A 26,425-nucleotide genomic window follows, 5' to 3' on the forward strand; every position below is an offset into this window, starting at 1 on the left:
TCTAGTCATGGTGGAGCGCACATCCGACCGGCCGCTGGCCGGTGTCCGCGTCCTCGACCTCACCGTGGCGCTGTCCGGTCCGTACGCGACGCTCATCCTCGCCGCGCTGGGCGCCGAGGTGATCAAGATCGAGTCGCCGGGCGGCAGCGACATCGCCCGCTTCAACCCGCCGTTCGCCGCACCCGACGGTCGGATGCACCTCGACGCGCTCGGCGACGGCGATGTCTCGCTGTCGATCCTGGCCCGCAACCGCGGCAAGAAGTCCGTCGAGCTGGATCTCAAGCACGACCGCGGGCGCGCGATCTTCCTCGACTTGGTCCGCACCGCCGACGTCGTGTTCGAGAACCTCAGCGACGGGGTGGTCGAGCGGCTCGGCGTCGACTACGCGACCCTGCGCGAGGTCAACCCCGCGCTCGTCTACTGCTCGCTGAGCGGCCTGGGCCGACCGTCCGCCCGGCCGGGCACCAAGGCGATGGACATCATCGTGCAGGCGGTCGCCGGCGTCATGGACACCACCGGCTTCGCCGACGGCCCGCCGCTGCGGTTCGGCCTGCCCATCGCCGACCTGCTCGCCCCGCTGCACGCGGTCATCGGCGTGCAGGCCGCGCTGGCCCAGCGCGAGCGCACCGGGAAGGGCCAGCACGTCCGCGTGTCGATGCTCGACTCGCTCGCCTCGCTGCTGCCCTTCGAGCACCTCGACGTGCTGCAGCGCAGCGGATTCGCGCCCCGGTCGGGCAACTCACACGCCCGGCTGGCGCCCTTCGGGGTCTATCGGACCGCCGACGGCTACGTGTCGATCGCCGCCGCCAACGATGCGTGGGTGGCGAGCCTCTTCGAGGTCATCGGCCGTCCGGAACTCGTCGACGACCCGCGGTTCGTCGGGCGCGGCCCGCGTGCGGCGCATGCCGGCGAACTGGACGCCCTGATCGAGGAGTGGACCGCCGTGCACCCCACCGACCACGTCGTGGCGGAGCTGGCCGAAGCGCGCGGCGTGCCCTGCGCCCCGGTGCGATCGGCGCTCGACGTGCTCGGCGACGAGGTCTTGGCCGAGCGCGGCACGATCGCCCCGCTGCACGACCTGTGCGACCGCCCCCTCGACGCGGTGGCCGGCGGCGTGCCGATCACCATGTCCGGCGCCGACGTCTCCGTCGACGCTCCGGCCGCCGCCCTGGGCGCCGATACCGACAGCGTCCTGACCGACCTGGCCGGCGTCCGCGTCGAGGAGCTGGCCGTACTGCGAGAGCACCAGATCATCTGAGGTGATGACCATGAGCATGACCGTTGACCGAGTCCCGACGGCGATCGGCGGGTTCCGATCCGATCCCGACGGCGTCGCGCAGACGCCCTACGGCGACGCCGTGACGTCGGTGATCGCCAAGGCGGTCGGCGACCTCGACGGTGCGCCGCTGGTGCTGCTGGCCGGCGACCACCAGGCGCGGGCGGTGACCTTCGACGGTGCGCACGTGCTGTTGGACGGGATGGGCGAACTCGGCATGCGCCCGGGGGTCGTGCTGGCCGAGGACGAAATCGGCGTCAACGCGATCGGGACGCCGGTCGAGCTCCGCGCCGGTGTGTTCGTCCGCGGGCCCGAGCACGGCCTGCAGTCCTTCCACGACTTCTCCTGCTACGGCGAGCCGATCATCCACCCGATCACCCGACGCCTCGAGGGCGTCATGGTGCTGGGCGGGCCGGCCGAGGCGGAGAACGGTTACTACCCGATGCTCGCCAAGCGCCTCGCCGGGGAGGTGGCCGACGTGCTGCACGCGACCTCGCCGAGCGCGCACCGACGACTGTTCGCGGCGTTCCGGACCGCGGCGCAGGGGAAATCGCGGGCGGTCGTGGCCGTCACCAACGGGCTGATCCTGGCGACCCCCACGGCGCTGGACATGATCGGGCCGGACGACCATGCGGCGCTGCGCGCCTACGCGCGCGACTGCGGTGCCCGCTCGACCCCGGCATCATTCCGCTACACGCTCGCCTCCGGCGTCTCGGTCGACCTGCGGTGCAGCGGGGTGGACGGGGTCGACGGGAGCCTGCTGGAGATGGTCGGCGTCGGCCGCAGGCAGCGGCGGCGGGAGTCGGAGAGCGCGATCGCCTTCCCGCTGTTGATCGTCGGCGAGGTGGGCAGCGGCCGGACCCACCGGGCGGTCGAGTTGGCCGGTGAGCGGCCGGTCGTCACCGATGCGGCGGACGTGGTCCGCGAGGGGGAGCGCGGTTGGACCGACGGCGCCGCCGGACTGCTCGAGACGGGCAGTGCGCCGGTGGTCGTCGAGAACGTCCAACTGCTGTCCGAGGCGAGTGCGACCCTTCTCGCCCGCGCGGTTGCGCGGGCGCGCCGCCCGGTCGTGCTCACCACGACGCCGGGCGAGCACCTGCGCGAGGACCACGCGGCCCTCGTCGCGGTCTGTGCCGATCGTGAGGAGCTCGTCCCGCTGCGCCGGCGCAGCCACGACATCCCCCGACTGGCACGCGAGATGCTCAGCCGCGCCGCGCCGCTGGCCGGACTGCGGTTCACCCCGCAGGCCCTCGACGCACTCTCGGCACAACCGTGGCCGGGCAATCTGACCGAGCTGCGCCGGGTCGTCGACGGCGTGGCGCGCAAGCGGTCGGCCGGTGACCTCACCGTCGCCGACCTGCCCGAGACGCATCGTCACGTCGGCGTCGGAGAGTCGCCGCTGCGCCGCGCCGAGCGCGAGGCCATCGAAGATGCGATCGCCGCGTCGGGCGGCAACCGGCAGCGGGCCGCCGCACGCCTCGGGATCAGCCGCTCGACCCTCTACAACCGGATGCGGTCGCTGAAGATCACCGCGTGAGAGTGGCGCGCCGGTGTGCAAAAGGCTGGACCCTCGTGTGGCCTGAGTCACGTTAGCGTTCGACGCATGACGGAGAATTCGGCTTTCGGCCCGCTGGTGCACGACGGATCCATGCTGATCGACGGCGAGTGGGTGCCGTCGGCAGACGGCAGAACGCTCCCGGTGATCGATCCGGGCACCGAGGAACAGGTGGGCGCCGTGGCCCTGGGGTCACCCGCCGACGTCGACCGCGCCGTGGCGGCCGCGCGCGCCGCCCACGTGCAAGAGCGGTGGATGGGTATGTCGGCGCAGCAACGCTCCGCGACGATGTGGCGGTTGTCGGATCTGATCGCCGAGAACGTCGACGAACTCGCCCGCTTGGAGAGTCTGGACGTCGGCATGCCCGAGCCGACGGCACAGGCGATGATCGCCGAGGCGGTCAACATGTACCGCTACTTCGCGGGATGGGCGGACAAGGTCTACGGCGTCAGTGCGGAGATCGGCCCGGCGCAGATGCGGTTCCAAGGGTTCACCCGCAAGGAGCCGGTCGGGGTCGCGGCGCTGATCACCTCGTGGAACGCACCGATGATCGGCAACGCGATGAAGCTGGCGCCCGCGCTGGCGGCCGGCTGTACGACTGTCCTCAAGCCCTCCGAGGAGGCGCCGCTGTCGACGTTGGCACTCGGCGGACTCGCCCTCGCGGCGGGTATCCCGGCCGGCGTCGTCAACGTGGTCCCGGGGAGCGGGCCCGTCGTCGGCGCGGCGCTCACCGCCCACGCCGACGTCGACAAGGTCAGCTTCACCGGGTCCACCGCGGTGGGCAAGCAGATCGTCCAAGCGGCCGCGGGCAACCTCAAGAAGCTCTCGCTCGAGCTGGGCGGCAAATCACCGATGATCGTGCTGCCCGACGCCGACATCGAGGCGGCGGTCCCGGCGCTGGCGGTCGGCATGTTCTGGAACTCCGGGCAGATCTGCACCGCCGGTACCCGGCTGCTGGTGCACGAGGACATCGCGGCCGAGGTCGCCGACGGAGTCGCCGCGGCGAGCCGGGCGATGAAGGTCGGCTACCGCACCGATCCCGGCGTCGAACTCGGACCGCTGGTGTCACGGCGCCAGCTCGAACGGGTCGAGGGCTACGTCGCCGCGGGTCGGGAGCAGGGTGCCACGGTCCTCACCGGCGGCCGGCGCCTCGGCGAGAAGGGCTACTACTACGAGCCGACGGTCCTGACCGACGTCGACCCGTCGATGACCGTCGTGCGGGAGGAGATCTTCGGGCCGGTGCTGGGGGTCGTGTCCTACGCCGACGTCGACGAGGCCGTTGCGCTCGCGAACGACTCCTCCTACGGGCTGGCGTCGAGTGTGTGGACCCGCGACATCAACAACGCGCTCACCGTGGCGCGCAAGCTGAAGGCCGGGCGGGTCAACATCAACATCCACCGCGCGGGCGGGGTGCAGCTGCCGATCGGCGGTTACAAGCAGTCGGGCTGGGGTCGCGAGTGTGGACCCGAGGGGATCGCCGAGTTCCTCGAGACGAAGTCGGTCGTGACCCGGATGTGGGCCTGATCAGCCCTGCGACGTGCCGTTTCCGGGCCCGACGATGCCGGTGAGCATCAACCGGAACATCGTGTCGGCGACCTCGCTCTGCGGCCGCTCCGGGTGGTCCGGCCACTTGGACAGCTGCTCGGCGGTGTGGACCACGAACAGGTGCAGGTCGAAGGGGTCGATGTCGTCGCGGATGGCGCCCTCGGCGATCGCATCGGCGACGAGCCGGTCCCACAGCGCGGAGAATTCCTCCAGATGGGGCCGCAGTCGCTCGCGAACGGGCCGCGGGAGCGCGCGATAGTTGCGGATGTGCGCCGGCGAGGAGGAACTGCCCAACTCGATCCGCGCGTCGACGAAGGTGCGCGTCGCCGCGAACAGCCGTTCTCCCGCGGTCGCGTCCGGGCCGAGGGCCTCCACGGCCTCGCGCACTCGACGATGGGACGCGGTGACGGCCTCCGCCAGCGCCTGTTCGACCAGCTCCTCCTTGGATGAGTAGTAGTAGTAGAGGCTGGCGGTCCGCAGCCCGGCGGCCTGCGCGATCGCGGAGATCCGGGTCTGCTCGTAGCCGCGGTCGGCGAGCACCCGCCCGGCGGCGGCGATGATCCGCGCGCGGGTGGCCTCCGACTTCGCTCGGGAGCGGGTCGCCGGCGCCGGGGCCGGCGTACCGCTCTCGGACCTGGTCGTGGACACGGCAACCCTCCTGCTTGGTCGATCGGCCGTCGAGCCGAGCGCGCCCCTCACCCTATCGGCACCGGGAAATACCGGGGAAAAGGCGCGACAGAATCAAACAAAACGTTAGAATTAGGGAGTGGGCCACAGGCGCTTGGGCCTGTCCCGATTCCGTGACGTGGAGGAGACTGCCACCATGCTGCTCGATTACCCTGCGCTGGCCGACCGGCTCGGCGAGGCCGGTGTCCCGGTGGCCGGGGAGAGGTTGGTCGACGGGCCGGACGAGGCGGTGGCCGCGGCCGCGACGATCGACGGGCCGGTCGTGATGAAGCTGATCAGCCGCAGCATCGTCCACAAGGCCGACGTCGGGGCGGTCATCCTCGACATCGCCACCGAGGCCGACGCCGCGTCGGCGGCGGCCCGCCTCGCCGCTGTCGCACGGGACCAGCGGCTGGACGAGCACGCGTGGCAGATTCTCGTGCAGCAGATGGTCGACACCGCGCGTCCCGAGGTGTTCATCGGGCTCAAGCGCGACGAGACCTTCGGACCGATCATCATCGTCGGCGCCGGGGGCAGCCTGGTCGAGCTCCTCCCCGAGCGGGCGATCGCCACCTGCCCGCTGACGGTCGACGAGGCGCACGACCTGCTGCTCGGCACGACCCTGGGACGTGCTCTCGGGTCCTTCCGCGGCCAACCCGACGTCACCCGCGAGGTCGCCGAGGTCATCGCCGCCGCCTCGACCCTGCCCCAGCGCGAGCCGGGACTCGTCGAGGCGGACCTCAATCCGCTCGTCGTGACGAGCAGCGGACCCCTGGTGGTCGACGCGCGGATGGCGGTGGAGCCGGTCGGGGACACCGCCGAGGCCGAACCCCTGCCGGACTACGACCTGCACGCGCTGTTGGAGCCCGAGTCGATCCTGGTGATCGGGGCCAGCGCGACGGCCCTGCAACCGGGTAACCGGGTGTTGCAGTACCTGCGCCAGCACGGCTATGCCGGCGAGGTGCGGGTCGTGCACCCGTCGGCGACGCAGGTCGAGGGGTACCCGGCGGTGCGCAGTATCGCCGACCTGCCCGCCGGTTCGGTCGACCTCGCGTGTATCGCGGTCCCGGCGCAGTCGTGCGTCGACATCCTGGACCAGTGCGGGGGGATCGGCGTTCCCGCCGCCGTCGTGATGAGCTCGGGGTTCGCCGAGGTCGGCGACCGTGTGGCCGAGCGCGAACTGGCCGCCGTCGCGCGCAAACACCGGATAGCGCTGTGCGGTCCCAACACGGTCGGGGTGATGAGCCCGGGCAGCGGCGTGCACGTGTGTTTCTCGCAGGCGCAGAGCATGGCGCAGATCCCGCGCGGGCGGGTCGCCCTCGTCGCCCAGAGCGGGGCCCTGGGTGGCAGCCTGTCCTCGCAGGCCTGGGAGCGGGGCATCGGCCTCAGCCACTTCATCAGCGTCGGCAACCAGGCGACCCTGTCGATCGCCGACTACATCGACCATCTCGCCGACCACGACACCACCGATGCGATCGCGGTGGTCCTCGAGGGCGCCGGCGACGGCCGCAAACTGCTCGACTCGATCGCCAAGGCGAAGCGTGCGGGCAAGACCGTCCTCGTGCTGAAGGTCGGGCGCACCGATGTCGGCGCCCGCGCGGTCCAGTCGCACACCGGCAGCATCGCCGGCGACTATGCCGTGTACGAGGCACTGCTCAGACGGGCCGGCGCCAACCCCGTCGACACGATCACCGAACTCCTGGACGCCCTGGTCCTCTGCGACGCCGGCGGCGGCCTGCCGACGGGCACCAAGATCGGCATCGTCTCGACCTCCGGCGGCGCCTGTTCGATGCTCGCCGACCTGTGCACCCAGACCGGGTTCGAGGTCCCGGTCTTCGGCAAGGCGCTGCAGGCGAAGATCGGCGGGGTCCTGCCCGACTACGCGGCCATCGGCAATCCGGTCGACGTCACCGGCCGCGTGAGTGCCGATCCGAGCATCTACGGCACGACGCTCGAGCACATCCTGGCCTCCGACGACGCCGACGCCGTCGCGGTCCTGGTCACCACCGTCGCCGACCCCATGGCCGAGGAGATCGCGTCGCAGGTCGTCGCCGCGGTTGACGCCAGCGACAAACCGGTGCTGGTGTCCTGGACGATCGCGGCCGAATTGGCGCCGAAGGGGCTGGGCCTGTTGCGCGACCGGGGCATCCCCGTCTTCGACGACCCCGCGCGGATGATTCGGGCGGCGCGCCTGGCGCAGGGTCGCTGACTCAGCCGGGCGTCGCGGTGTCGACGACCGCGCCGACCTCGACGAGCTCGCGCACCTCGTCGTCGGTGAAGCCCCAGCGCGTGAGCACGTCGGTGGAGTGTTGACCGGGGTGCGGCGCCGGACCGGCGATCGCACCCGGAGTCGCCGCGAACCGCGGCGCGGGAGCGGGCTGCTCGATGCCGTCGTGCTCAACGAAGACGCCGCGGCTCGTGTTGTGGGCGTTTGTGCGGGCCTCGGCCAGGGTCAACACCGGCGTGTAGCAGGTCTCCACTCCTGCGAAGACCGCGTCCCACTCGTCGCGGGTCTTGGTCTTGAACACCTCGGCGAACCGCGCGCGCACCTGCGGCCAGGTGGACTCGTCGCCCTGGGCGGGCAGATCGTCCGGGTCGAGTCCGAGCGTCTCGACCATCGCCCGGTAGAACTGCGGTTCGTTCGCGGCGACGGCCACGAACCGCCCGTCCGCGGTCTCGTACGTGTTGTAGAAGGGCGCACCGCCGTCGTGGCGGTTGCTCTCCCGCTCGTCCTTCCACCGGTCGATCTGGCTCAACCCGTGGACCAGTCCGCCGAGCAGTGCCGCGCCGTCGAGCATCGCCGCGTCGACGACCTGCCCGCGGCCGGTCCGCCCCGCCGACACGATCCCGGCGACGACGCCGAACGCCAACAGCATCCCGCCGCCACCGAAGTCACCGACGAGGTTCAGCGGGGGCATCGGCCGCTCCTTGGGGCCGATGGTGTGCAGCAGGCCGGTGAGCGCCAGGTAGTTGATGTCGTGGCCGGGCACCTGCGCCATCGGCCCGTCCTGCCCCCATCCGGTCATTCGGCCGTAGACGAGCCGCGGGTTGCGGCCCAGCGCCTCGTCGGGCCCGATTCCGAGGCGTTCGGCGACGCCCGGTCGGAAGCCCTCGATCATCGCGTCGGCGCCCTCGGCGAGCCGCAGGACCGCCTGGACGCCGGCGGGGTTCTTCAGGTCGACCGCCACCGAGCGGCGTCCCCGCCGGTTCGCGAAGTCGATCGGCGGCGGCGAGTCCGACCGGTGTGCACGTGCCCGGTCGGCGCGGTCGACGCGGATGACCTCGGCGCCCATGTCGCTGAGCATCATGGCGCACCACGGGCCGGGCCCGATCGACCCGACCTCCACGACCTTGATCCCGTCCAGCGGCCCCATCGCCGACCTCCCTCGTGTGCGACCGGGCGCGGTGGATTCTGTTGCCCGGATCTGTCGAAAACCGTTGTGTGCGGTGCGGGCCTAATCTATCTTCTCTTCTATAACTAATTCGACTATTCCGTTAGAAAGTGCACGCCGCAGTGGCGATGACGAGTGAGAAAGGCTCCCGATGGCAACCCTGAAGACCGAGCTCTGCGACCTGTTCGGCATCGAGTACCCGATCCTGCAGGCCGGTATGGGGGGTGTCGCTTTCGGCCCGCTCGCCGCCGCGGTGTCGAAGGCCGGGGGACTGGGGACGATCGCCGCGATCTCGCCGAGCCCGGAGCGGGTCGAGGAGGAGATCAAGCTCGTCCGATCGATCACCGACAAGCCCGTGTGCGTCGACATCGGCTTCCCGCCCCGCGCGCCGCAGAACCCCGAGCCCGTCCCCGCCGACGAGATCCCGGACCCGATCAGGGAGCTCGAGGAGGAGGTCCGCGGGCTGGGTGTCGACGTCAAGGCGGTCGACGACAAGGCGATGGGCATCGAGGATGCCAAGGCGAAGATGGCGATCTGCGAGAAGTACGGCGTCGAGGTCATCGCCTGTGCCCTGGGCACCCCGGAGTGGGCCGTCGAGCACGCACACAGCTGGGGCGCCAAGACCATCTCGATGGTCGGCCGGGCCAGCCACGCCAAGCGCGCGATCGCCAGCGGCACCGACGTCGTGGTCGTGCAGGGCACCGAGGGTGGCGGCCACACCGGCGATGTCGGGCTGATCACCCTGCTGCAGGAGGTCCTGGACTTCTCGACCGTCCCCGTCGTGGCCGCCGGCGGCCTGGTGACCGGCGCGCAGATCGCCGCCGTGCTCACCCAGGGCGCCGTGGGTGCCTGGGTCGGCACCCGCTTCATCAACACCGACGAGAGCAGCGTGGGCCGCAACTACAAGGAGTCGATTGTGGAGGCCGACCACGACACCACCATCCGGTCGCTGATCTTCGACGGCCTCTACGTCCGGCAGTTGCAGAACCGGTTCACCGACGTGTGGGCCGGTCGGGAGGACCAGCTCCTGGGCTACCCCCGCCAGCGGGTCGCGATCAGCCCGGTGCGCTTCGCCGCGGCGGCGGCCGACCTCAAGGACCAGCAGGCGCTGCCCGCCGGCCAGGGCTCCGGACTGATCCGCGACATCTCGCCGGCCGGTGAGGTCCTGGACCGCCTCGTCGCGGAGACCGTGACGGCCCTGGACGAGGCGAAGAAACGATTCGAGTACTCGGCGTGACCCCGCGCCACGATCCACAAACCGACGACAACAAGGAGTGACAGATGAAGGCGCTGCGCTACTACGGCAAGGGCGACGTCCGCATGGAGGACGTGCCCGAGCCGACCATCGGGCCCGGACGCGTGCTGGTCAAGCCCGCGTTCACCGGACTGTGCGGGTCGGACCTGCACCTGTACTTCCACGGTCCCATCCCGCCGAACTCGCCGGCGAGCGACACCGAGCCGCACCCGCTGACCGGTGAGACCCTGCCGGTCACCCTGGGCCACGAGTTCTCCGGCACCATCGTCGAGGTCGGCGAGGGCGTCACCGGCCTCAAGCCCGGCGACCCGGTGGCCATCGACCCGGTCAGCGGCTGCGGCGAGTGCACCGCCTGCAAGGCCGGTCGCTACAACGCCTGCGGGAAGATGGCCTGCCTGGGCATCTCCGGCGGGGGCGGCGGTCTTTCCGAGCTGATCTCGGTGCCCGCAGAGAAGGCGCACCCGATCGGCGACATCCCGCTGGACCAGGCCGCCCTGTTCGACCCGCTGTGCGTCGGCTACCACGGCGTCACGAAGTCCGGTGCGAAGGCCGGTGACGTCGTCCTCGTCGGAGGTGCCGGACCGGTGGGGCTGCTGACCGCCGCGGTCGCCAAGGGCGTCGGTGCAAAGGTGATCATCACCGAGCTGGCCGCCAATCGGCGCGCGTTCGCCGAAGAAGCCGGCGTCGCCGACCGGGTCGTCGACCCGGGGTCGGAGGATCTGCAGGCGATCGTGGCCGAGATGACCGACGGAGAGGGCGTCGACATCGCCTACGAGTGCGTCGGCGTCGGCGCGATCGTCGAACCGCTGATCAATGCACTCAAGATCGGCGGGCACCTCGAGATTCTCGGCGTGCACACCGAGCCGGTGCCCATCGACCTGGTCACCATGCTGTTCAAGGAACTCACCATGGCCGGTTCGGTCGGCTACGCGAACGCCTTCCCCGGAGCCATCAAGATGGTCCAGGACGGGAAGATCGACCTCGGCCCGTTCATCACCAGCCGCGTCAAGGCCGACAACTTCGTCACCGACGGCCTGGAGTACCTGGAGAAGCACAAGGACGACCAGATCAAGATGGTCGTCGAGTTCTGATCGCTACTCGGCGGCGTGCTGCCGCCGGAGCCAGTAGGACACGGCCTCCGCACGGTTGCCGACATCGATCTTGCGCAGGATGTGCGAGATGTGGGTCTTGACCGTCCCCTCGCTGATGCACAGCCGGGAGGCGATGATCCGGTTGGTGGCGCCGCTGGCGATCAGCTCCATCACCTCGACCTCGCGCGGGGACAGCGCCTCCACCGGCTCCGGCGGGGCGGCCGCTTCGGCGTAACGGGGCCGGATCGGGGTGGCCGCGCGCGGGTTGAACTCGAGGAGGTCGTCGACGCTCGAGCGCAGGGCGGCGAGCTTGGACTCGAGCGAGACCCGGGCCATCGCGTGGCCGACGCCCTCGGCGTAGAGATCGAGGATGGCGCTGTCGGAGCTGTCCACCATGCGCTTGGCGTAGAACGCGTCCGCGTGGATGAGGCCGACGACGTTGCCGTCGACGCGGATCGGGGCGACCGCGTACGACGTGCACCCGGAGATATCGGTGAGCGCCTGGTTCACGCGCGGGTTCTCCTGCACGTCGTAAACCAGCACCGGGCGCTTGCGGGCGACGGTGTCGTTCTCCACGAGGGTGTTGTCCAGACGCGGTCGATGACTCTGGCCCGCCGAGACCATCTCCCGCGCGAGCGCCGGGTTCTTCTCGATGAACATGGTGTGGAAGTCCCAACGGCCCTCGTCGATGCTCGACACCCCGGCGCGGTCGAAGCCGAGCGTGCACGCCTGCTCGGCGATCAGCTGGTGCAGCTCGTCGAGGCTGCGGGCCCCGCGCAGGGAACTCAGGGCGCGCTGGACGTCGAAGAGGCGGACGCCCTGCTGGGCGTAGCGGGCGTCGTACAACCGGGCCTCCAGCGCGCGGACTTGGCCGAGGAGATCGGTGAGGTCCCCGATCGGGCCGCCGCCGGGGGACTGGGCGATCCGGTTGATCTCGGCGACGACGCCGGTCCACACGTCGCGCAGCAGGACCCGGGGCGGTCCGTCCGCGGGTAGCTCCACGTCGGGGAGCAACGCGTCGGCGCGCTCGCGCAGCTCGCCGAGTGCAGCGCGGTCCTCCTCGTCGATGACGGCAGGGTCGGTCGGTACAGCGGAACTCATGGCCTCGTCCTTCGTCTTGCCTTGGTTATGCATTATATGCAGTATCCGCCGAAGGATGTATGCCAGATCACACTTCTGGCAGATGTGGCCGATATGTGTCCCAAGCCACACTTCGATCCATGACCACAGTGCAAGCCCCTCCGGCGCCGTCGACCAAGGCGCCCAGCCAGTCCCTGCGTCAGCGTGTGTCCACCGTCAACCACGCCTATCTCGTGTTGGCGATCACGGTCGGCCTGCTGATCTTGGGCACGCTGACCGCCGACAACTTCCTCTCGCGCGGCAACCTCACCTCGATCCTGAGCCTGTCCGCGGCCTTCGGGATCATGGCCGTCGGCCAGGCGATCGTCGTGATGGGCAAGGGCATCGACCTCTCGGTGGCCGGCGTCGGCCTGGCCGGCAGTCAGGCGACGCTGGCGCTGATGAAGGACGGCATGAACCAGTGGGAGGCCATCGGGCTGCTACTCCTGGTCGCCGTCGTCATCGGCGTGATCAACGGCGTGCTCGTCGCCTTCGTCGAAGTGCCGGCGCTGATGGCCACCCTCGCCACGGGCATGATCGCGCTCGGCGCCATCACGATGCTGCTGTTCACCGAGAACCTCTACACCGTGCCGGCCGGCTCGGTGTTCGAGTGGCTCAACGGCACGATGTTCGGCGTGCCCCGGTCGGTGTACATCGCCGGCCTGGTGTTCCTCGTCGCCTGGTTCTTCATCTCCTTCACCACCCCCGGTGCACTGGTCCGGGCCATGGGCGACAACCCGGACACCGCGCGGGCCAGTGGCGCCCCGGTGCGCCCGCTCGTCGTCATGACCTACGTCATCTCCGCCGTGCTGGCACTGCTGGCCGGCTATGTGGCGGTCGCGGTGCAGGGCAGCGCGCAGACGGTGACCCAGTCCTTCGCCCCGATCCTGTTCACCGCGCTGACGGTGGTCGTCATCGGCGGCGTCTCCCTCTCCGGCGGCCGCGGCACGATCTTCGGCGTCCTCTGCGGTGCGCTGCTCGTCGGCGTCCTGGACAACCTGCTCACCAAGTTCGGCTTGGCCGACGCCATCAAGGACCTCGTCCGCGGCGGCGTGCTCATCGCGGCCATCGCGTTCGACGCGTGGCTGCATCCCCGAAACGAGGAGACCGAGAAATCAGGCGAACTCTAGATCCGACGGCGGCGCGACCGCCGACCAGCATCACGAAACAGCAATCGCACAACACATAGGAGAAACACCATGCGGTTCCGCAAGTCCATCGTCGCCGCGGCGACAGCACTCCTCGCGGCCGGCACGATCGCCGGTTGCTCCTCGGGCAGCAGCTCCTCGGGCGGCTCCGGCGGCGGCGACAACATCTGGTCCTCGGGCCAGGTCGACGTCGCCAATGCCCAGACCAAGATCTACGACGAGCTCAAGGGCAAGAAGATCGCCTTCGTGCCGCTGCTGTTCAAGGGCTACGCGTTGGCCGAGAACTGGGGCACGACCTTCGAGCGCACCTTCACCCCGGCCGGTGCCGACTACAAGGTGTACGACGCGAACTTCTCCCCCGACCGCATGGTCCAGACGATGAACGACCTCATCGCCCGCAAGGCGGCCGACGTCATCATCGTGATGAACCAGGCCCAGGGCCTGCTCGACAACGCCGTGGAGAAGGCCGCCAAGGCCGGCATCTACGTCGTGGTCATCAACCAGATGACGACCAAGCTGGGCGACGTCTTCGTCGGCCCCGACCTCTACAAGGCGGGCAAGGCGATGGCCGAGCGGGCGATGACCGATTGTCAGGCCCGGCCGGACGCGAAGCAGGTCGCCGTTCTCGACGGCAACGGCACCGACCCGGCGTCGGTCCTGTGGAACAAGTCCATCAAGGACACCATGGAGCCCAAGGGTTTCAAGGTCGACGTGACCCACACGCTGTACCAGAACCCGGCCGCCCAGAAGGCCGCCGAGTCGGCGCTCTCGCAGCACCAGAACCGGCTGTGCGCCATCATGCCGCTCTACGACGTCAACGCGGTGACCGTCGGCCAGTCGGTCAAGACCTCCGCCTCGCGCGGCGGTGGCGGTGACGTGGGCGTGTACACGCTGGACGCCAACAGCCAGACGTGTGACGCGATCAAGGACGGCACGATCCGGGCCACCTCGGCCTACGACGTCCAGGGCATCGGTGCGGCGGCCGCCATCGCGGTCCAGAACCTGCTCGCCGGCGGCGAAAAGCCGGGCGCGGACCACAAGTTCGGCCTGGCCACCACCTTCCCGGTGGACCGCAACAACGTCGATACCACCACGATCGCTTGCTACCACAGCAAGTAGAACCGGCCGTCAGGGCCTTCTAAGGAGATACGAGTAACCATGACGACCACGACTGACGGGTCGGTGTCACTGAGCCCCGGCGGGGGACCGCTGGGGCGAGGCATCGACGCCTTCCCCCTCACCGGCGGGAAGTTCCTCGACCGGTTCGCCCGCTACCGGAGCGTCTCGGAGTTGTTCGAGAAGCGGTGGATGGAAGGTGCCGTTCCCCTGGTGCTGGCGTTGGTGTTGTCCGCCTTCGTCCTCGCCACGACGAACGTCGGCGCCCACAACGCCCCGCTCATCATGGACAACGTCGCCATCTACGGGCTCATCGCGATTGGCTTGACCTTCGTGATGATCGGCGGTGGCATCGACCTGTCAGTCGGCTCAATCGTCGCGTTCTGCGGCCTCGGCGCGATGGTCGCGTGGCACGCGTGGGGCTGGAACCCGACGCTCGTCGCGATCCTCGCGCCGGTGGCCGGCGCCCTCCTGGGCGCCGTCAACGGCTTCTTCATCGCCATCGTGCGGATGCGGCCGTTCATCACGACCCTGGTCACCCTGGTGACCTTCGGCGGAGCCGCACGCGCGCTGCAGAGTGCCTACTCGGCCGAGATGGCCGGTACCGGGCAGACCAGCGCGACGTGGGACTTCCTGGCCAACGGCAGCGTGCTGGGACTGCACACCTGCTGGTTCCTGTTCCTGGTCACGCTCGTGATCGCGCACCTGCTGCTCACCCGCTCCCGCTGGGGCTGGTGGGTCACCGCGACCGGCTCGGACCGACGGTCGGCCCGCCGCAACGGCATCCCGGTCACCGCGGTCACCTTCTGGACCTATGTGCTCTCCGGCGCCCTCGCGGGCGGCGCGGGCCTGATCTACCAGACGATCAACTCCCGCACCGACCCGAACATGGGCACCGGGTGGGAGATCACCGTGCTGACCGCCGTCGTCCTCGGCGGGGTCAGCCTGGCCGGCGGCCGCGGCTCGGTGCTGCGCGCGACGGTCGGTGTCGCGGTCGTCGCGATCCTGCAGCAGGCGACGGTCGGCACCGAGGGGCAGGCCTTCTCGGTGATCCTCGCGATCGTGCTGCTGGTCTTCACCATCCTCGACCTCAAGTGGGGCAAGTACCGCCAGCGCGCGGTCGAGAAGCTGAAGATCGACCCGGCCAAGCTGCAGCCCGGTCCGCTCGAGGACATCACCAAGCCGGGCACCATCTGGACGCCCAACAACAAGCTGACCGGCGCTCCGCCGGTCGGACTGGGCAAGATCCGCGGCGCCGAGGACTGCGCCGTCGACGCCGACGGCAACGTCTTCTGCGGCGATCGTCGCGGCTGGGTGTGGAAGTTCAACGGCATCGAGGACACCGAGGGCGAGATCTTCTCCCGCACCGGCGGTTTCCCGTGCGGCCACAAGTGGGACCACGACGGGAATCTGATCGTCGCGGTCGGCGGCATCGGCGTCTACCGGGTCGACCCGCACACCGGCGAGTACGACGTCGTGTCGACCCAGGTCAAGCGCAGCCCGTTCTCGCTGATCGACGACTCGGGCCTGCGCGCCATCGACGACCTGGACATCGCGCCGGACGGCTCCATCTACGCCTCGGACTTCTCGACCCGGTCCAACACCTCCGACTTCCAGCTCGAACTCGTGGAGTTCCGCGACAACGGCCGGCTGATCCGCATCGACCCCGACGGCAAGGCCGAGGTCGTGGTCTCCAACTACGTCTTCCCCAACGGCGTGGTCACCGCACACGACGGACAGTCGATCCTGGTCAGCTCGACCGGCCTGTGCCGCGTCGACCGGCTGTGGATCTCCGGTCCCAAGGAAGGGCAGCTCGAGCCCGTGTTGGAGAACCTGCCCGGCTACCCGGACAACCTCTGCCGGTCGTCGGACGGCAACTACTGGATGCCGCTGGTCGCCCTGCGCACCCAGATGGCGGACCTGTTCAGCCGGCACCCCGAGGTGCGCCGCCGGATGACCCGCGAGGTGTCCTTGGACAACTGGGTCGTCCCGCAACTCAACGTCTCCTGCGTCATCAAGTTCAACGACGCCGGCGAGATCCTCTCGGTGCTGTGGGACAAGGAGCTCGAGGACTACCCGATGGTCACCGGCGTCAAGGAGCAGAACGGGTTCCTCTACCTGTGCGGCGTCAGCAACAACCGCATCGGCAAGGCCAAGCTCGACCCGAGCGAGGTCGGCACCATCGACAACAATGCGGCGCCGACCGGTAAGCCGGCGGCCGCGACCGCGGAGGTCCACGCATGAGCAACTTCATGGACACGGTCAAGGAGTTCATCAACCCGAACTGGGGGCACCACCGGACCGTCCCGCCGATGGACGCCGGGCTGCGCGCCAACACCCGCATCGACGGGGCACGGGAACTCCTCGCCGATCGCACGCTCCGACCCGACGACGTCGACCGGGCCGAGGACGGCAGCATCGTGTTCTCCGCGGGGGACGCGATTTACCGGTTGGCCGGCGGCAAGGCGACGAAACTCGTCGACCTCGGCGCGCGCGTCAACGCGCTCTCGGTGGACGGTTCGGCGCTCATCGCGGCCGTCTCCGGGCGGGGCATCGTCTCGGTCGACGGCGGCGGCACGGTGACCGAGATCTGCACCGACGACATCGTGTCGCACTCCATCACCGACATCGCCGCCACCGGCGACGGGCGGATGTTCGTCACCGTCGGCTCGCGGACCCTCGGTGGTGACCAGTGGGCCAACGCCCTGCTGACCGACGACCGCACCGGTGCGCTCGTCGAGGTGAACGGCGCCACCACCCGGATCGTCCAGGAGGGGCTGGCCTGGCCGTCGGGCGTCGCGATGCGCACCAACGGCGGCATCCTGCTGGCGCAGAGCCTGGCCCACAAGGTCGAGGCCCGCGACCCCGGCGCCCTCGGCCACGAGGGGGTCCCGGTCGCCGAGAACCTGCCGCTGTTCCCCGGACGCATGGCGATCGACGGCGGTGACGTGTGGATCGCCGCGCCCTACATCCGCAACCGGGTCACCGAGCTGCTGCTCGACGAGCCCGAGTTCGTCGGCGAGATGATGGCGACCGTTCCGCCGGGCGAGTGGTTCGTCCCGCGCCTCTACGTCGAGAACCCGATGACCGACACCCTGCAGATGGGCCAGCTGCGCACCGAGGGCGAGATCAAGAGCTGGGCCCCGGCCCGCAGCTGCGGCATCGCCTTCCGCGTCGACGGCCTGTCCGGTCGCGTCGTGGACAGCCTGCACGCGCGCGTCGACAGCCCCCGACACGGCATCACCGGTATCACCGCCCACGACGGCGTCGTGGTGCTCGCCGCCCAGGGCTACGGCAACCTCCTGCAACTCGACGCCAACTCCGACGACAACGAGAAGGACACGCGCTCATGACCGAGACCAAGACCGCGACGGCGCCGGTGATCGCCCTGGAGGGCGTGAGCAAGCGCTACGGCGGGACGTACGCGCTCGACAACGTCAGCTTCGACGTGCGGCCCGGCGAGATCCACGCCCTCCTGGGCGAGAACGGCGCCGGCAAGTCGACGCTGGTGAAGATCATCTCCGGTGCCATCGCGCATGACAGTGGAGAACTGGTCGTCGACGGCACCGAGCGGCACTTCGACACCCCCCGCGACTCCACCGAGGCCGGCGTCGCCATGGTCTACCAGGAGGGTTCGCTGGTCGAGACCATGACCGTCGCGCAGAACCTCTTCCTCGGCGAGGAGGACGTGTTCAACAACCTCGGCAAGCTCAACATCAAGGCGCGCGAGGTCCTCGAGGCGTTGAACTTCCACATCCGGCCGGAGGTCGCGGCGGGCGTGCTGGGCGTCGGCCAGAAGCAGATGGTCGAGATCGCGCGTGCCGTGCACCGCAACGCCAAGGTCGTCATCCTCGACGAGCCGACCGCGTCGGTGACCCCCGAGGAGCGGCTGCAGCTGTTCATGTCGATGCAGCACCTGCGCGACAGCGGCATCGGCGTCATCTTCATCACCCACATGCTCGACGAGGCCTTCGACCAGGCCGACCGGATCACCGTGCTGCGCGACGGCGTGATGCAGGGAACCGTCGACCGCCCCGACTTCGCCCACGACAAGATCGTCCGGATGATGGTCGGGCGCACCGTCGAGATGGGCCGCGTCCTGCCCGGCCGGGAGCGCGACGCGCTGCCGACGCTGCAGGTCGAGGACCTGACCCTGCTCCCGGTGGTCCGCAACATGGCGTTCTCCGCCTACGCGGGCGAGATCGTCGGGCTCTACGGTCTGGTCGGCGCCGGTCGCAGCGAGGTGTCCCAGATCATCGCCGGGATCACCAAGCGTCGTCGTCTGCGCGGCGGCAAGGTGAAGCTGCTCGGCAAACAGGTGCGGTACCGGACCCCGCGGCACGCCCGCAAGGACGGCATCGTCTACGTCACCGAGGACCGCAAGCGGGAGGGCTTCTTCAGCCACCTGTCGATCTCCCAGAACATCTACCTGGGGCACCTGTGCTCGGCGAAATGGCTGCAGCCGTTCATCCGGCCCCGCGAGCGGTCGGCGATCGCCGACAAGTACGTCGAGCTGTTCGACGTGAAGACGCTGGAGCCGGCCAAGGCCACGGTCGAGGAGCTGTCCGGCGGCAACCAGCAGAAGGTCGTGCTGGCCAAGGGCCTGACCCGCAAGCCGCTCGTCGCCATCATCGACGAGCCGACCCGCGGTGTCGACCTGGGCACCATCCCGGAGATCCACGCCAAGCTGCGCGAGCTCGCCGACGACGGGGTCGCGGTCATCATCATCTCCTCCTACATCCCGGAGATCCAGGCCCTCTCGGACCGGATCCTGGTGGCCAAGAACGGGACGATCGCCGCCGAGTTCGCGCCGGACGAGGCGACCGAGGACCGGTTGATGTTCGCGGCGGTCCATTGATCCCGACGGCAGCGTGCGAGCAGGCCGCCGCCTTCGACGGCCTGCTCGCCGCGCGGCACAGCTGTCGGGCCTTCGCCGCCCGCCAGGTCCCGCGCGAGGAGGTCGTCGCCCTCCTGGAGACCGCCCAGCGAGCGCCGTCATGGTGCAACACCCAGCCCTGGCAGGTGATCCTCACCAGTGGGGCGGCGACCGACCGGCTGCGCGAGGCGTTGTACGCGCACGTGCTCGGCGGCGCCCCCGAGGTCCTGGATTTCGACGGTCCCGAGCAGTACACCGGCGTCTACCGGGAGCGCCGCCGCACGGCGGGCTGGCAACTGTACGAGGCGGTCGGGGTGCGACGCGGCGACCGGGTGGCGTCGGCCCACCAGGCGGCGGAGAACTTCCGCTTCTTCGGCGCCCCGCACGTCGCGCTGATCACGACCGACGCGGAGCAGCGGGTCTACGGGGCGGTGGACGCCGGCCTCTACGCGGCGACATTCCTCTATGCGGCGCAGAGCCGGGGCATCGCGGCGATCCCGCAGGCGGCGGTGGCGATGCAGAGCCCGTTCCTGCGCGAATACTTCCAGATCCCGTCGGACCGCAAGATCCTGATGGCGATCTCCTTCGGCTACGCCGACGAGGATCATCCGGCGAACGGCTACCGGACGTCGCGGGCCCCGCTGTCGGAGGTGGTGACGTTCGTCGACGGCTGACGTCGTCGGTGGGAGTGACCTGGAGAACTAGAAATATATTATGTAGAATATGGGGCACATCACACCGTTCGCGAGATGTGAGCGCCCCGGAGCAGATGGAGGCAGTGAAATGCGTGGTGTGGTTTTCCTCGGTGACCGCAAGGTCGAGGTGCAGGACTTCCCCGATCCCAAGCCGGGCCCCGGCGAGGTGGTCGTGGCCATCAAGGCCTCCGGCCTGTGTGGCAGCGACCTCAAGTTCTACCGCGAGCCGGCCGGTGCGGCCCTCAAGACGATGGGCCTGCGCGAGGGCGGTGACGCCGAGCCGCCCGCCCTGATCGCTGGCCACGAGCCCTGCGGCGTCGTCGAAGAGGTCGGCGAGGGGGTCGACGCCTTCGCGCCCGGCGACCGGGTCATCGTCTTCCACTACGACGGCTGCGGCATCTGCGACAGTTGTCGGACCGGGTGGACCCAGCTGTGCGACCGGGGCGCGAAGATCTACGGCGCGACCGCCAACGGGGGACACGCCGACTACATCCTGGTGCCCGCGCGCACGCTGGTGAAGATGCCCGACGAGGTCAGCTTCAGTGCCGGCGCCGCGATCGCCTGTGGCACCGGGACCGCCTTCGCGGCCCTGCAGCGCGGCCAACTCACCGGCGCCGACACCCTCGTGGTCTACGGCATGGGACCGATCGGACTCTCCGCGGTGCAGTTCGCCCGCGCGATGGGCGCGCGGGTCCTGGCGGTCGACATCGCCCCGGACCGCCTCGCCCAGGCGAAGGCACTCGGCGCCGAGGTGGTCATCAACTCGGCCGAGACCGACCCGGTCGCCGCGGTGAAGGAGGCCACCGGCGGGAAGGGCGCCACCATGGGGCTGGACTGCTCCGGTGCGACGGTGGCGCGGACCGCCGCCGTGCGCAGCGTCGACCGGTGGGGCCGCGTGGTCCTCGTCGGCATCAACAACGAGCTGAACCTCGAGGCGTCGCCGGACGTCATCTTCCGGCAGATCACGATCATCGGCTCGTACACCTTCTCCATCGTCGGCATGGGCCACTGCGCCCGATTCGTCGCCGACCACGGCGTCGACGTCGATGCGATCTTCAGCGACCGCTGGAGCATCGACGACGCGGTGAAGGCGTACGAGGAGTTCGACAAGCAGACCGGCGGCAAGGCCGTCATCGAGTTCTGACAGGAGTGATGAGTATGACGTTGACCGAGCAACTGGCCGGGTTCGCCGTCGGGGTGCGGGCGGCGGACCTGCCCGACGAGGTGGTGCACGAATCGCAGCGCATCCTGCTGGACACCCTCGGGTGCGCGGTGGCCTCGCTCGACGACGACGGCGCCCAGCGGGGCGTCGCCTTCGGCCGGATCCTCGGTGCCGGCACCCCGGAGTCGTCGGTGATCGGCACCGGGGAGAAGGTGTCGCACCTCGGTGCGGCCTTCGCCAACGCCGAACTGGTCAACGCGCTCGACCAGGACGCCGTGCTGCCCCCGGGCCACGTCACCCCTTATGTGGTGCCGGGGGCGCTCGCCGTCGCCGAGGCGCTCGGGGCGTCCGGGGAGCAGCTGCTCGAAGCGATCGCCGTCGCGCACGAGATGTCCTTCCGCATCGGCAAGTGCACCGACTACCTGCGCGACATGAAGGACGGCGTCGTCACCATCCCGAAGATCATCGGCTACGCGAGCACCATCTTCGGGGCGACCGCGGCCGTCGGGAAGATCAAGGGCTTCGACGCCGAGACGATGGCCGATGCGCTGGGCATCGCCGGGAGCACGTCGCCGACGAACTCGCAGCGGGCGTGGATGATGCACGCCCCGTCGACGACCATCAAGTACCAGCTGGCCGGGCAGATGGCGCTCACCGCGCTGCAGGCGGCGCATCTCGCCGAGCTGGGGCACACCGGCGACCGGCAGATCCTCGACGACCGGGAGTACGGCTGGCCCCGGTTCATCGGCACCCGGCGCTGGGAGCCGGCGGCGATCGGCGACGGCCTCGGCGACACGTGGACCTTCACGCCCTTCCAGTCGTTCAAGCCGTACCCGCACTGCCGGGTCATGCACGCGATCTTCGACGCGCTCACCGAGATCGTCGACGAACAGGACCTGGCGCCCGAGGAGATCGAGTCGATCACCGCGTGGGGCGAGAGCTTCGTGCAGCAGCCGACGTGGACCAACGAGACCATCACCAACCCGCGCGACGCGCAGTTCTCGATGACCCACGGCCTGGCGATGGCCGCGCACCGGATCCCGCCGGGCAAACAGTGGCAGACCCCCGAGGCGGTCAACCGCCCGTCGGTGCTCGCACTCACCGAGCGCAGCACCTTCGCGCCGCACCCCGATCACGCCGCGGCGCTGGCCAAGGACCCGGCGGCGCGCGCGTCCAAGGTCGAGGTCCGCGCCCGCGGCAAGGTGTTCACCGGCGAGCGCGCCTACCCGAAGGGGTCGCCGTCGAAGGACCCGGAGACCTACATGACCGACGAACAGCTCATCGCCAAGTTCACCCACAACGTCGACGGCGTGGTCGCCGACGCCGAGGCGAAGGCCGTCGTCGACGCCGTGTACAAGCTGGCCGACGTGGCGAAGGTCGGGTCGATCCTCGACCTGATGGCTCCGCGCTGAGCGCGGGCCCTCACATCGCGATCTTGAGCGCGCGCATCCGGTTGTAGAGGGTCGACCGGCTCACGCCCAGGGCGCGGGCGGCGGCCATCTTGTTGCCGTCCGCGGCGAGGATCGCGCTGATGATGACGTCGCGCTCGGCCCGTTGCAGCGGTGGGAGCGCGGATTCTTGTCGCCGGTACGCGTCGGGCAGATCGCCGGGGGTGATGTCACCGGCCGACCGGGTCCGTGCCAGCGTGCGGACCACGCTGCGCAGTTCGGTCAGGTTCCCGGTCCAGGTGCAGTCGGCGAGTGCGCGCATGGCCGCCGGGGTGAGGCGCACCCGCGTTCCGCCGGACTCCTCGACGAGCATCTGGCTGGCGAGCCCGGGGATGTCCTGGCGCCGGCGGCGCAGGGGGATGAGCGTGCGGCGGGACTGGGAGGCGCTGAGCAGGCAGGGGTGCAGGGTCTCCGGGTCGCCCGTCGCGGTCAGGATCGCGCGGCGCCGCGACCGGTGGATCCGCTTGGCCAGGAGGGTTGCGAGTGAGGTGTCGAGCAGGTCGACGTTCTCAAAGACCAGCACCCCGCCGTCGCGCCCGAGCTCGCGTTCGGCGACGCCCAGCCAATCGCGTTCGCCCCGGGCCACGACCTCGGCCGAGTCCAGGAGCACGTAGCCCGCACCGGCCAGACGGGTCGCCTCGGTGGTGCGTCCGGAGCCGGCCTCGCCGCACACGAGGACCGGCCACGTCAGGGTCTGTCCGTCGTGGTGCCCGGTCGGCAGGTCCTGCTCGACCTCCTGGAAGTCGATGACGACCCCGCTCGTGCCCGGCACCGGGGTGCAGGCGAAGCGCAGCCGCGCCCCGGAGGCCAGGAGCACGCTGTGCTCGCCGCCGTCGCGGGCGTCCTCGGCGATGGAGCGCACGGCCGCATGCGCGACCGGGTCGAGGATGTCCAGCGCATCCGGGTTGGCCAGCACGAGTCCCTCGCCGATCACCATGACCGGGCCACCGCGGCGTCGGGCGTTCGCGTGGAACGCGGTGAGGAGCGTCTCCTGGACGAAGGGGGAGTTGAGGGCCAGCTGGTTCTCGATGTCGGTGATCACGCGGCGGGCGATCGGCTGGAAGAACCGGTGGTCGCCGGCGCTGCTGCCGCCGACGTTGAGGACGCCCTCCAGTCGTCGCGTCACCGGGTGGAAGATCGGGTGGCCGAAGCACGTGAAGCCGGAGAAGGCCTCGAAGAAGTGGTCGGCGCCCTCGAGCATGATCGGCTTGCGGGTCTCCAGGACGGTGCCGATCGAGTTGGTGCCGACGACGTCCTCGGCCAGGCTCACGCCGCGCTTCAGGCCCATCGAGGCAACCGCACCCTCGACTGCGCGGTCGGTCGCGCGCAGGTCGAGGATGCGGCCCTCGGTATCGGCCAGGGTGACGGTCATCGGTGCGCCGTCGAACTCGGCGCCCAAGCGCTGGAGCACCGGCTCGGCGGCCCGCTCGAGGGTGGTCCGGCGGGTCAGCGTCGTCTCGACCAGCGCGGGCGGGGCGTCGCTGACGAGGCCGTACAGCTCCGAGCGCTTCCACGACGCGGTGATGTCCGGGTTCTTCAGCGGGGTAGACACGGCTCTACCGTACCGTGCGGCCGTGAGATACCGCACAATATATAAGAATTCCGGTTCACATCACTCCCGCTGGTCGCGCCCCGTTTCCTCGCCGCCTTCCCGATCCCGATCAGCCGGCCGGCGGGCTGACGATGTTGGCGCTGTCGCCGTCGGTGAACCGCACGCCGGTGTCGACCGGCTCGCTCGCCTGCCGCAGTGCGCCGTTGGGCAGGATCCGGTAGGCCGTGACGTGGGTCGTGGTCTTGAGCGACAGGGTGTCGATCATGTACAGCCACTTGCCGTCGGCGGTGATGCGCACCAGGCCCGGCGTGTGGCCCAGCGGGGCCAGCTGATCGCCGCCGGGCAGCGGCGCGAGGGAACCGTTGGGCAGGATGCGGCGCGCACCGATGCCCTGACCCCCGGAGGTGGGGAAGTACATCCAGCGACTGTTCGGGTGGATCGCCATGCCGTGCGGGATCAACCCGGCGAAGGAGAAGCCGAGCGGGGTGAGCGCCCCGTTGCGTCCGATCCGGAACCCGGAGATGCTGTGCGTCTGCTCGGCGGTGACGTAGACGAACTTGTTGTTCGGGGTCACCTCCGGCATCGTCGGGCCCAGGCCGCTGAAGTACTGGCCGCCGACGTGGGTCAGCCCGCCGGTCGGTCCGATCCGGTAGGAGTCGAGGGACCCCTGGATGAAGGACGAGGCGATCAGGAACTTGCCGTTCGGCGTGACGTGCGGGATCGACAGTCCGCCCGCGGGGCCGGGCAGGTCGGTGCGGTGGGTGCGCCGCAGACCGCCGGTGTTCTGGTCGATCGCGTAGGTCGTCACCGTCGTGCCGATCGTGCCGACCGTCGCGAACAGGTTCTTGCCGTCGGGGGTGATCTCGACGCTGGTCACCGGGCCGGGATTCTTGAAGACGCCGCGCAGCGGCGTGAGGGTGCCGTTGCTGTGCATCCGGTAGCCCTTGATGGTCCCGGTCGCGGTGCCCGAGATGTAGACGAATTTGCCACTCGGGTGCGGCACGACGCCCATGGTGAATCCGGAACCGGTGTAGATCGGGCCGCTGGTCTTGTAGATCTTCGGCCCGGCGACCCGCAGCACGGAGACGTTGGGCGTCCCGGTGCCGCCGACGAGCATGTACTCCGGACCGCCGTTGTCCACCTCGGGGGCGGCGTGGGCGCCGGCACCGACGCCGGTGGCCAGCAGCCCCGCGGTGACGATGGCGGTGAGCGACGTCGCGGCGAAGCGGCGGCGGGATGGTGCGAGAGACAAGACAAACCTCCGTTAGACGTACCGGACACCGGGGTGCCCTCGGCCGCAGTCGGCCGATCGTGCAGTGGATGCTGCCCGTCCGGGGCGGTGCCGAGTGTCCAAGATCCGGGACACTTCGTCCGGTGGCCCGGTGCGGATGTGGTTGGTGGGGTCGGCGACTACCCGGCGGGAGGCGTGGCGAGGTAGGCCGTGGCCCCGTCGTTGGCCATGATCCCGATGTCGATCGGGCCGCCGGCCAGGCGCAGAGCCCCGCTCGGAAGCACCCGGAAGGCCGTGACGCTGCCGCGGGCCGCCGGGAGTGAGGCGCCGATCGCGTAGAGCCACTTGCCGTCGGGGCTCAGCACCACCCGGCTGGGGGCGTGGCCGAACGGCAACGCCGCGGAACCGCCGGGGAGGGGTGCGAGTGCGCCGCCGGGCAGGATGCGACGGCCCTCGACGCGGAACTGACCACCGATCGGGAAGTACACGTAGCGGCTGTTCGGGTGGATCGCCAAGCCGTGCGGCCCGAGTCCGGCCCAGAACATCCCGACCGGCGTGAGCGCGCCGCCGCGCCCGACCCGCCATCCGGAGATGGTCTGCAGCCCCTCGTTGGTGATGTAGAGGTATCGGCCGTTGGGGGAGACGGACGGGAGGGCGGGACCGATGCCGCTCCACTGCTGGGTGCCCACGCGGGAGAGCGAGCCGCTCGGACCGATGCGGTAGGAGTCCATCGTGCCCTGGATCCAGCTGGGCACGAACAGATGGCGGCCGTCCGGGGACGTCACCGGGATCGACATGCCCGACACCGGACCCGGAACGATGGTCCGGTGCCGCAGCGTCAGGGCGCCGGACGGGGCCACCGAGTAGGTCAGCATCTCCGTGGTGAAGGACGTCCCCGCCGCGGCGAAGAGGAAGCGGCCGTCGGGGGTGAAGCTGATCCCGACGACGGGACCGCCGGGGTGTGTGAAGGCGCCGGGCACCGGCGTCAGCCGGCCGTTGTCGTGCAGCCGGTATCCGCGCAGCGATCCCGAGGAATACCCGGTGAAGTAGACGAACTTGCCGCTGGGGTGCGGCACCGCGCCGAGGGAGAATCCGGCGCCGGTGTGGACCGGACGGCCGACGCGGGTCATCCGCGGTCCGTTGACGGCCAGTACCGCCGCCACCGGTTCGAGGGTGCCGCCGACGACGAGGTACTGCCGGCCCGGCGTCGCCTGGGCGGTGGGCGGGACGGGTGGCGCGATGGCCGACCCGGCGGCCAGGCCACCGGCCGTGACCGCGGCGGCGACGAGGCGGAGGAG

20 protein-coding genes are annotated in these 26,425 nt (G+C 70.1%); 14 read left to right on the top strand and 6 right to left on the bottom strand.

The features are described from left to right. Positions 1–7 precede the first annotated feature (7 nt). From QM634_RS00745 to QM634_RS00755, 3 genes are all read left to right on the top strand, one after another. Complete coding sequence (locus QM634_RS00745; protein WP_415040861.1) at positions 8–1,258, top strand: CaiB/BaiF CoA transferase family protein; 1,251 nt, start codon at positions 8–10, stop codon at positions 1,256–1,258. A gap of 10 nt (positions 1,259–1,268) precedes the next feature. Next, complete coding sequence (locus QM634_RS00750) at positions 1,269–2,813, top strand: helix-turn-helix domain-containing protein (RefSeq protein ID WP_415040862.1); 1,545 nt, start codon at positions 1,269–1,271, stop codon at positions 2,811–2,813. Positions 2,814–2,879: 66 nt separating this feature from the next. Beyond that, complete coding sequence (locus QM634_RS00755; RefSeq protein ID WP_415040863.1) at positions 2,880–4,355, top strand: aldehyde dehydrogenase family protein; 1,476 nt, start codon at positions 2,880–2,882, stop codon at positions 4,353–4,355. Here the strand turns inward: QM634_RS00755 and QM634_RS00760 are convergent, their stop codons facing one another. Next, the gene (locus tag QM634_RS00760) at positions 4,356–5,024 is read right to left on the bottom strand and encodes a TetR/AcrR family transcriptional regulator (protein ID WP_415040864.1); all 669 of its coding nucleotides are present in this window, start codon (positions 5,022–5,024) and stop codon (positions 4,356–4,358) included. A gap of 175 nt (positions 5,025–5,199) precedes the next feature. Between QM634_RS00760 and QM634_RS00765 the strand changes: the two genes are divergently transcribed. Beyond that, the gene (locus QM634_RS00765) at positions 5,200–7,251 is read left to right on the top strand and encodes an acetate--CoA ligase family protein (RefSeq protein WP_415040865.1); all 2,052 of its coding nucleotides are present in this window, start codon (positions 5,200–5,202) and stop codon (positions 7,249–7,251) included. A 1-nt stretch (position 7,252) separates the two neighbouring features. Here QM634_RS00765 and QM634_RS00770 read toward each other — a convergent pair whose 3' ends face one another. Beyond that, entirely contained in the window at positions 7,253–8,416 is a 1,164-nt protein-coding gene (locus QM634_RS00770) for a CaiB/BaiF CoA transferase family protein (protein ID WP_415040866.1), read from the bottom strand. Positions 8,417–8,585: 169 nt separating this feature from the next. On the opposite strand from QM634_RS00770, the gene QM634_RS00775 reads away from it, so the two are divergent. Beyond that, positions 8,586–9,671, top strand: a complete 1,086-nt coding sequence (locus QM634_RS00775; RefSeq protein ID WP_415040867.1) for an NAD(P)H-dependent flavin oxidoreductase — start codon at positions 8,586–8,588, stop codon at positions 9,669–9,671. A 44-nt stretch (positions 9,672–9,715) separates the two neighbouring features. Beyond that, entirely contained in the window at positions 9,716–10,780 is a 1,065-nt protein-coding gene (locus QM634_RS00780) for a 2,3-butanediol dehydrogenase (RefSeq protein ID WP_415040868.1), read from the top strand. Between the two features lie 3 nt (positions 10,781–10,783). Here QM634_RS00780 and QM634_RS00785 read toward each other — a convergent pair whose 3' ends face one another. Continuing rightward, positions 10,784–11,881: a LuxR C-terminal-related transcriptional regulator gene (locus tag QM634_RS00785; protein WP_415040869.1), complete on the bottom strand. Its 1,098-nt coding sequence runs from the start codon at positions 11,879–11,881 to the stop codon at positions 10,784–10,786. Between the two features lie 119 nt (positions 11,882–12,000). Between QM634_RS00785 and QM634_RS00790 the strand changes: the two genes are divergently transcribed. From QM634_RS00790 to QM634_RS00825, 8 genes are all read left to right on the top strand, one after another. Continuing rightward, entirely contained in the window at positions 12,001–13,029 is a 1,029-nt protein-coding gene (locus QM634_RS00790; RefSeq protein ID WP_415040870.1) for an ABC transporter permease, read from the top strand. Positions 13,030–13,098: 69 nt separating this feature from the next. Continuing rightward, on the top strand, positions 13,099–14,166 hold the full coding sequence (locus QM634_RS00795) for a sugar ABC transporter substrate-binding protein (protein WP_415040871.1): 1,068 nt from the start codon (positions 13,099–13,101) through the stop codon (positions 14,164–14,166). 39 nt (positions 14,167–14,205) lie between these two features. Beyond that, complete coding sequence (locus QM634_RS00800) at positions 14,206–16,407, top strand: ABC transporter permease (protein WP_415040872.1); 2,202 nt, start codon at positions 14,206–14,208, stop codon at positions 16,405–16,407. Then, positions 16,404–17,516: a hypothetical protein gene (locus QM634_RS00805; RefSeq protein WP_415040873.1), complete on the top strand. Its 1,113-nt coding sequence runs from the start codon at positions 16,404–16,406 to the stop codon at positions 17,514–17,516. Before QM634_RS00800 ends, QM634_RS00805 begins: the two co-directional genes overlap by 4 nt. Then, positions 17,513–19,021 carry a sugar ABC transporter ATP-binding protein gene (locus tag QM634_RS00810; RefSeq protein WP_415040874.1) on the top strand — a complete coding sequence of 503 codons (1,509 nt, stop codon included), beginning with the start codon at positions 17,513–17,515 and terminating at the stop codon, positions 19,019–19,021. The genes QM634_RS00805 and QM634_RS00810 overlap by 4 nt, the downstream gene beginning before the upstream one ends. Further along, positions 19,018–19,713 carry a nitroreductase gene (locus tag QM634_RS00815; RefSeq protein ID WP_415040875.1) on the top strand — a complete coding sequence of 232 codons (696 nt, stop codon included), beginning with the start codon at positions 19,018–19,020 and terminating at the stop codon, positions 19,711–19,713. The genes QM634_RS00810 and QM634_RS00815 overlap by 4 nt, the downstream gene beginning before the upstream one ends. A 109-nt stretch (positions 19,714–19,822) precedes the next feature. Further along, on the top strand, positions 19,823–20,878 hold the full coding sequence (locus QM634_RS00820) for a zinc-dependent alcohol dehydrogenase family protein (protein ID WP_415040876.1): 1,056 nt from the start codon (positions 19,823–19,825) through the stop codon (positions 20,876–20,878). 14 nt (positions 20,879–20,892) lie between these two features. Continuing rightward, the gene (locus QM634_RS00825) at positions 20,893–22,308 is read left to right on the top strand and encodes an MmgE/PrpD family protein (RefSeq protein WP_415040877.1); all 1,416 of its coding nucleotides are present in this window, start codon (positions 20,893–20,895) and stop codon (positions 22,306–22,308) included. A 10-nt stretch (positions 22,309–22,318) separates the two neighbouring features. Here QM634_RS00825 and QM634_RS00830 read toward each other — a convergent pair whose 3' ends face one another. The 3 genes from QM634_RS00830 to QM634_RS00840 all read right to left on the bottom strand — a co-directional run. Continuing rightward, positions 22,319–23,896 carry a sigma-54-dependent Fis family transcriptional regulator gene (locus QM634_RS00830; protein ID WP_415040878.1) on the bottom strand — a complete coding sequence of 526 codons (1,578 nt, stop codon included), beginning with the start codon at positions 23,894–23,896 and terminating at the stop codon, positions 22,319–22,321. 109 nt (positions 23,897–24,005) lie between these two features. After that, on the bottom strand, positions 24,006–25,148 hold the full coding sequence (locus QM634_RS00835; protein WP_415040879.1) for a lactonase family protein: 1,143 nt from the start codon (positions 25,146–25,148) through the stop codon (positions 24,006–24,008). A gap of 158 nt (positions 25,149–25,306) precedes the next feature. Beyond that, positions 25,307–26,425, bottom strand: a 1,119-nt coding sequence (locus tag QM634_RS00840) for a beta-propeller fold lactonase family protein (RefSeq protein WP_415040880.1), incomplete at its 5' end; no start/stop codon positions are given.

It is taken from the genome of Gordonia sp. (in: high G+C Gram-positive bacteria) (genome assembly GCF_047606305.1).
Lineage (GTDB): Bacteria > Actinomycetota > Actinomycetes > Mycobacteriales > Mycobacteriaceae > Gordonia.